At 28.4% G+C, this 5422-nt stretch carries 11 protein-coding genes; 6 read left to right on the top strand and 5 right to left on the bottom strand.

The genetic code is table 11. The annotated features are described in order from the left end of the window. The 4 genes from EU92_RS0109345 to EU92_RS00035 all read right to left on the bottom strand — a co-directional run. On the bottom strand, window positions 1–329 hold a 329-nt coding region (locus EU92_RS0109345; protein WP_032523627.1), incomplete at its 3' end, for a DUF1330 domain-containing protein. Between the two features lie 26 nt (window positions 330–355). Next, window positions 356–490 carry a hypothetical protein gene (locus EU92_RS10345; protein WP_275040545.1) on the bottom strand — a complete coding sequence of 45 codons (135 nt, stop codon included), beginning with the start codon at window positions 488–490 and terminating at the stop codon, window positions 356–358. Between the two features lie 235 nt (window positions 491–725). After that, window positions 726–1010 carry a vanadium nitrogenase gene (locus tag EU92_RS00030; protein WP_241432595.1) on the bottom strand — a complete coding sequence of 95 codons (285 nt, stop codon included), beginning with the start codon at window positions 1008–1010 and terminating at the stop codon, window positions 726–728. A gap of 111 nt (window positions 1011–1121) precedes the next feature. After that, window positions 1122–1382, bottom strand: a complete 261-nt coding sequence (locus tag EU92_RS00035) for a hypothetical protein (RefSeq protein WP_032512860.1) — start codon at window positions 1380–1382, stop codon at window positions 1122–1124. A 280-nt stretch (window positions 1383–1662) separates the two neighbouring features. Here EU92_RS00035 and EU92_RS10090 point away from each other — a divergent pair, with 280 nt between their 5' ends. Further along, window positions 1663–1827: a hypothetical protein gene (locus EU92_RS10090; protein ID WP_193741708.1), complete on the top strand. Its 165-nt coding sequence runs from the start codon at window positions 1663–1665 to the stop codon at window positions 1825–1827. A gap of 631 nt (window positions 1828–2458) precedes the next feature. Then, on the top strand, window positions 2459–3181 hold the full coding sequence (gene rluF, locus EU92_RS00040; protein WP_032512861.1) for a 23S rRNA pseudouridine(2604) synthase RluF: 723 nt from the start codon (window positions 2459–2461) through the stop codon (window positions 3179–3181). A 271-nt stretch (window positions 3182–3452) separates the two neighbouring features. Here rluF and EU92_RS00045 read toward each other — a convergent pair whose 3' ends face one another. Then, window positions 3453–3698 (bottom strand): DUF1651 domain-containing protein, encoded by a 246-nt coding sequence (locus EU92_RS00045; RefSeq protein ID WP_032512862.1) that lies wholly within the window; start codon window positions 3696–3698, stop codon window positions 3453–3455. Between the two features lie 247 nt (window positions 3699–3945). Here EU92_RS00045 and EU92_RS10085 point away from each other — a divergent pair, with 247 nt between their 5' ends. The 4 genes from EU92_RS10085 to EU92_RS00050 all read left to right on the top strand — a co-directional run bounded on the left by EU92_RS10085 (window position 3946) and on the right by EU92_RS00050 (window position 4926). Further along, entirely contained in the window at window positions 3946–4089 is a 144-nt protein-coding gene (locus EU92_RS10085; protein ID WP_193741709.1) for a hypothetical protein, read from the top strand. Window positions 4090–4358: 269 nt separating this feature from the next. Beyond that, on the top strand, window positions 4359–4544 hold the full coding sequence (locus EU92_RS09635) for a hypothetical protein (RefSeq protein WP_032512863.1): 186 nt from the start codon (window positions 4359–4361) through the stop codon (window positions 4542–4544). An 11-nt stretch (window positions 4545–4555) separates the two neighbouring features. Then, the gene (locus tag EU92_RS10080) at window positions 4556–4720 is read left to right on the top strand and encodes a hypothetical protein (RefSeq protein WP_193741710.1); all 165 of its coding nucleotides are present in this window, start codon (window positions 4556–4558) and stop codon (window positions 4718–4720) included. Between the two features lie 20 nt (window positions 4721–4740). Further along, a complete protein-coding gene (locus EU92_RS00050) occupies window positions 4741–4926 on the top strand; it encodes a hypothetical protein (protein WP_032512865.1) in 186 nt (61 codons plus the stop codon). Window positions 4927–5422 lie beyond the last annotated feature (496 nt).

Raw genomic sequence — 5422 nt, 5'->3', positions numbered from 1 at the left:
GCTCTTCTAAGCTTTGCTGCTTCATCCAAACCTTCCATAATTGTAAACGTAGAATTTTCAGTGGCTACTTTTCTTAGCTTTGAAAACTCTTTATATTTTTCAGATTCATAAGCTTCAACGGCTGCCCTCATTGATGGAAATTCACAAATAACTGCTAAATTGGCATCCTCGGTCCTCTCCTTTCCTTGAGGCTCTGTATCTTTTGCAAAGACTTGACCTCCAACCTCTTTCAGCCATGGTCCAACTTTATTTACATATTCATCAAATAAATCTTGATTAATTATTTTGGCAGTTGATATCCAATAACCTTTAGCTCCTCTTTTATTGATTTATTTATTTAGGTATCTCAATTAGACTAAATCATCTCGTATTGATCAAATTTAGTTTTTAACTTTGCTGCTTTATGAATTAATCCAACTGCCTCTTTTCTTCCAGTAGCTTGTTGAGCTTGGCGCATTAATTCCGCATATTTTTTGTTTAGTTTTTTCATTGGTTTGTTTGTTTAGTGTCACAGATACAGGCTTAATAAGTGATCTACTTTCCTTGCATTTAATCTATTGAAAAATCAACAGAATTTATATATCAGAAAGTATTTGACTCTTGCAGGTGGGATTCTCTTTCAAAAATTCTTTAGCTTGGTCAATATTGCTTCGTCTTATCTCTACCTGAGATAAGTTTATAATAACATATGCAAAAAAATAGTTTTAAAAAAGTTGCTTATCCCTCTAAATACCTGCAAATAAATTAAAAGTGGTGTAGTCCATAGTTATTGTTTTAAATATATCTGTTTCTATTTTTCTATTACTTAAATTCTGTAATTCAACTTTAATAGTGGGATGCTTGATTGAGTAAGAGGGCTTAAATCCAATGCGCTTTGCACGTTTATGCATATCTTTTTTAAGTTGAGGATCGCAGCCACAAAACAAAATGGTTGGTATAGAAGCATTACCAATTGAAGCCTCAGCAATTCTTTGTTCTAAATCTGCTGCAATATTTTCTAGAAATTTCATTTGATATTCTGCATCTTCAAATCATCTGAGCGGCTATAGTTTTGAATTCAAATAAAGTAAGCAGTACAGACCTTACTATTTTTTATTCATATAGTAAGCGTTTAATTTTTCCTATTTAATACCCAAATATCTTTGGCAATAATAATTTGCCAACTCTCGATTATTATAATTTTTTATTGCCTTAAGATTAAGTTTCTTTATCGCTTCATCACCGGTAATTTGATAGCTTGAATTTAATTTAGCACAGGTATCCTTTACTTTTGCTTCCTTATCAAAAGGGATTCTAAAATAAAAAGCAAAAATGGAGAGGAATAAACCGAAAGTTACAACTCTTCTATGATTCTTCCACCATTGGTAAAATTTATTTTCCATAAAAAATTGATATTATAATTTTTATTTTAGATCGACTTGCCTAAAAAACATCAAATCACCGACCAATTTATCAAATTTTAAATATTTCACTTTTTTCATAATCAGTATTTTTGCTCTAGGAAATTTAGACCATCACATTTAGTCTGGATCAACTGATTGAGGTTTAACTTAATGAGTAAATACAAAATAAAATACTTAAAAATAACAAAAAAGATTAATACCACCCTTTGTTTGGACAAGGGAATTAATCAAATTGAAAAAAATCGTACCGAGTTTAATCATGAATACATTTAGGAATAAATATTTCAAAAATGAACTAGATCCTAAGTATGCTTTTTATGATTGTCTTCATAGTTGCGAATTAAAAAGCAATTCTGAAAATTCTTTAGAAGAATGCGTTGATAGTTGTGAACTGAAACCATTACCAAAGAATCTCAATCTGTAAAAATAAGAATTTAAACTCGATTCAATACTTAGTTAGAACTTATACAGTTTTATAAAAATCTAAAGAGGTTAATCTCATAAGCAAATTTGCTATCGAGCTGCTTTTGTTAAAAGTATTTTTAATTAATTTTGGTGCGATCCTTACATCTAATATCTATTCCAAATGAATCAAAGGAATTCAACTTAATAGATTATTTTTAGAGAATCTATAAGTAACTCACATTGTTATGTTTGAAAACTAATTCTTATTTGTTACTAAGTCTTTATTTAGAAATTAAATTACTTGAATAACTTCGCTATAACTTGCGACATTAGATTGAAATATTGGTACATCTATAAATTCCAGTTAAACCAACTAACTCGCTATGATTTCTCTCGTTTCTGGTAGTGTCTATCGAAATCACATATGGGGGCTTGTGGATAACTAGGTATCAAGATCTAAACCCATTTCCAACCCTATCACCTCAGCTGAAATAATTTATTCTTGGAAAAGTTTTCCAGCCTATTTTTTCATCGAGCAAATTTATGTCGAGGCATAAGTAGAAAGATAGTTAACAAATTTATTGACAGTCAATCTAAAATAAGGGTGATTAGTTTATTTAATTAACATAAAAAAAAAAGAAATATATAAAATGGCTACAAGAATAAACAAATATTTAAGTGAAGTTGGGTACTGCTCTAGAAGAGCAGCAGATAGAATAATTGAAGAAGGGAAAGTAACTATTAACGGTAAAACTTCAGATTTAGGTGCCAAGGTAGAGGGAGGTGATCAAGTAGAAGTTGAGGGTCAAAGAATAGAGAAATCAACTAAACAAAAAAAGATATACCTTGCCTTTAATAAACCTATTGGAATCGTTTGCACAACAGATAGAAGAGTAGAACCAGACAATATAATAGATTTCATTCAATATCCTGCAAGAATTTTTCCTATTGGGAGATTGGATAAGAACAGTGAGGGATTGATTTTTTTAACTAATGATGGAGATATAGTAAATAAAATACTCAGAGCAAAAAATAATCATGAAAAAGAATACATCGTAAGAGTTAATCGTCAAATTAATAGAGACTTTATTCAAAGCATGAGTAATGGAGTTAGGATATTAGACACCATAACTAAGAATTGTTATGTCAAACAATTGAGTTCAAAAAAATTCAAGATCATACTCACTCAAGGACTAAACCGTCAGATTAGAAGAATGTGTGATTCTTTAGGTTACAAAGTACAAGCATTAAAGCGTATAAGAATTATGAATATTAAGTTAGACGTTCAAATAGGAAAATATCGCAAACTCACAAAAGATGAGCTATTAGAATTAAATGGTTTACTCGAAAGCTCTTCAAAAACATCTGACTAATCAAAAATTATCTCTTTTTTTAGCTTAATAAGACTATATTTGCCCAATATTTGTCTAAATAATACGTGGCCAAATGTTAACCCATTAAAAAAAGATGAGATGGGGAACCTTTTACTCTCATCAATTATAAAATTAAATCTTAGTCAAAATACATTTCACTTAAACTCTTTACTTTAAAAAATTCTTAGATGAATCACTCAAAAGTAACATTAGAATGACCAAAAAGTTTTTTTATTTAATAAAAGATCTTAATCGCTTTTCAAAAACTTTTTCATTTCCAAACTTCTTCAGTTTTCCTCCATCCCTGAAAAAGCAATCTTTCATAAATTTCTCTAGCTAAATCTATTTCTACAGAAACTGTTGTTGTCATTAAAGGTGGTTCTTTTCCTAATACCCCGACTATTTTTCCAGTATCTATAAACATATACTCAAAGACTCCGTCAATACTTTTATCATTTTTTACAAATCTTTTTACTTCTGTCCTGTTTGAATTAATCAAATAATAAGATTTAGCCATAATTATATATATGTTCTAAATTTTTAATTTTCAGCTCAAATCTTCCGCACATTAATTTTTAAAAATCTCTTAAAACTCAAAAAAATAATGAGTTAATTTTTATTATCTTAGATCGACTTTCGATATTCTCAAAATAAAAAAATGATTAAAATTTTTTATCAAATAATATTTTCATTTAATAATTAAGAGAACTTTTAGATATCAGAAAGCTTCCTCAAATTTTATTTGAATGTTGGATAATTAGTTTATGACAGATCCAATTCTTTATTTATCCATGTTTTTAGGATTTGGAGGGGTTTACGTTTTAATCTCTTCCTTCCATGATGATGATGGTGATGATGATGGAGAAAGATATATCTTTAATTTCAAATATATTAATTACGCTAGATAATTGATGAGTGTCTTAATTGATATCAATTGTCAATGAAAGCTGAATGATAATTTTTGATACTATCAGTTAAAGTAAACAATTCAATATGTACAAGTTAGACCAAAATACTATTTTGATTTAACAATAAATTAACTTTCGCATTATATATAGTTTTAAATTTGGTTGTTGGTCCTTTATCCGTACATGTATGTACCTCAAACCGAACATTTTTGTTAGTCGGTTGGTGAGTCAGTCTAGTTAGAACTTAGTAGTAGCAGCCATGAGTTCAAATGTCTTCAACACCAATCAGATCTTGTAAAAAATATGTACTAAGTTACAAAGATTCATCAAACAATACACATCAAATAGGGTTCTACGCACGCGATGCATATAACTGTCTGATGCTTGCTAGAGAATTTAATTCTTATGTACATGACCATCCAAATTCTGTAACTAGAATTCAACAAAAATTTTGAGGTAATTAATTATGAACTTAAAAAGATCATCATTCGCAATACAAGATAAAAATTCAAGAGATCTTGATAATGCAAAAGATTATCCAACTATTGCAGATTTAATGAGAGAGCAGAAGGTCCCACAGAATGACGAAATTACAGTTCACCATAGAAGAGATTTAGATTCTTTAGGTTAGATTATGAGGAAAATCTAGTTATGCGTTTTAAAAAATCACTATTCTCAATCCTCAATAAAGAGAGAAGCAAAATGGATTATATCAAGAGAGTTTATAGGAGAAGAGTTCAAGCTGAAATTGAATCTTATAAAGATTCCGAAGATGAAGATAAGAGAGATACAATTAAAGCTCAAGATGTATTAATGCTTGATATAATAACAATCTAGCAACCATTTACTGATTATCATTTCAATATTCTTCCTGTTAATTTAGTATAAACTAATCTGATTTTTCCTTAAATAAATTACATTTATTCTCAAAACAATTATTTCAAAATATCAATCTTTTTTCTATATATATTAAAACAAGAAACACATTCATAAATTCCAAGTATTGAAAGGTTTATTAAATTTACTCATATCGATATAAAGTCATTTTATATCTTGTTGTAAACCTTGAGCGAACGCAATAATCTTTGGCCTAAATTTATCTTTAGCAAAAAACAATAAATCAACTAAATTTGTTTATCAAGATAGTTTTTCATTCATAAGGTAATTTTTCTTATAGAAATTTTTTTTAAGTTCTTTAATAATAAAAGCAAATCTTTCTTAATTGCATCAATGGCTTCTTTATACTTTTCAAGTTCAGCTATAAGCTTTCTTATCAAATTATATTGACTTTCAATTTCTTAAGAAAAGAATTTTTCAAAAAAAAAAAAAAAAG

This window comes from Prochlorococcus marinus str. MIT 9107 (assembly GCF_000759855.1).
Classification (GTDB): Bacteria; Cyanobacteriota; Cyanobacteriia; order PCC-6307; family Cyanobiaceae; genus Prochlorococcus_A; species Prochlorococcus_A marinus_N.
This window is presented reverse-complemented; position numbering and strand designations above follow the sequence as displayed.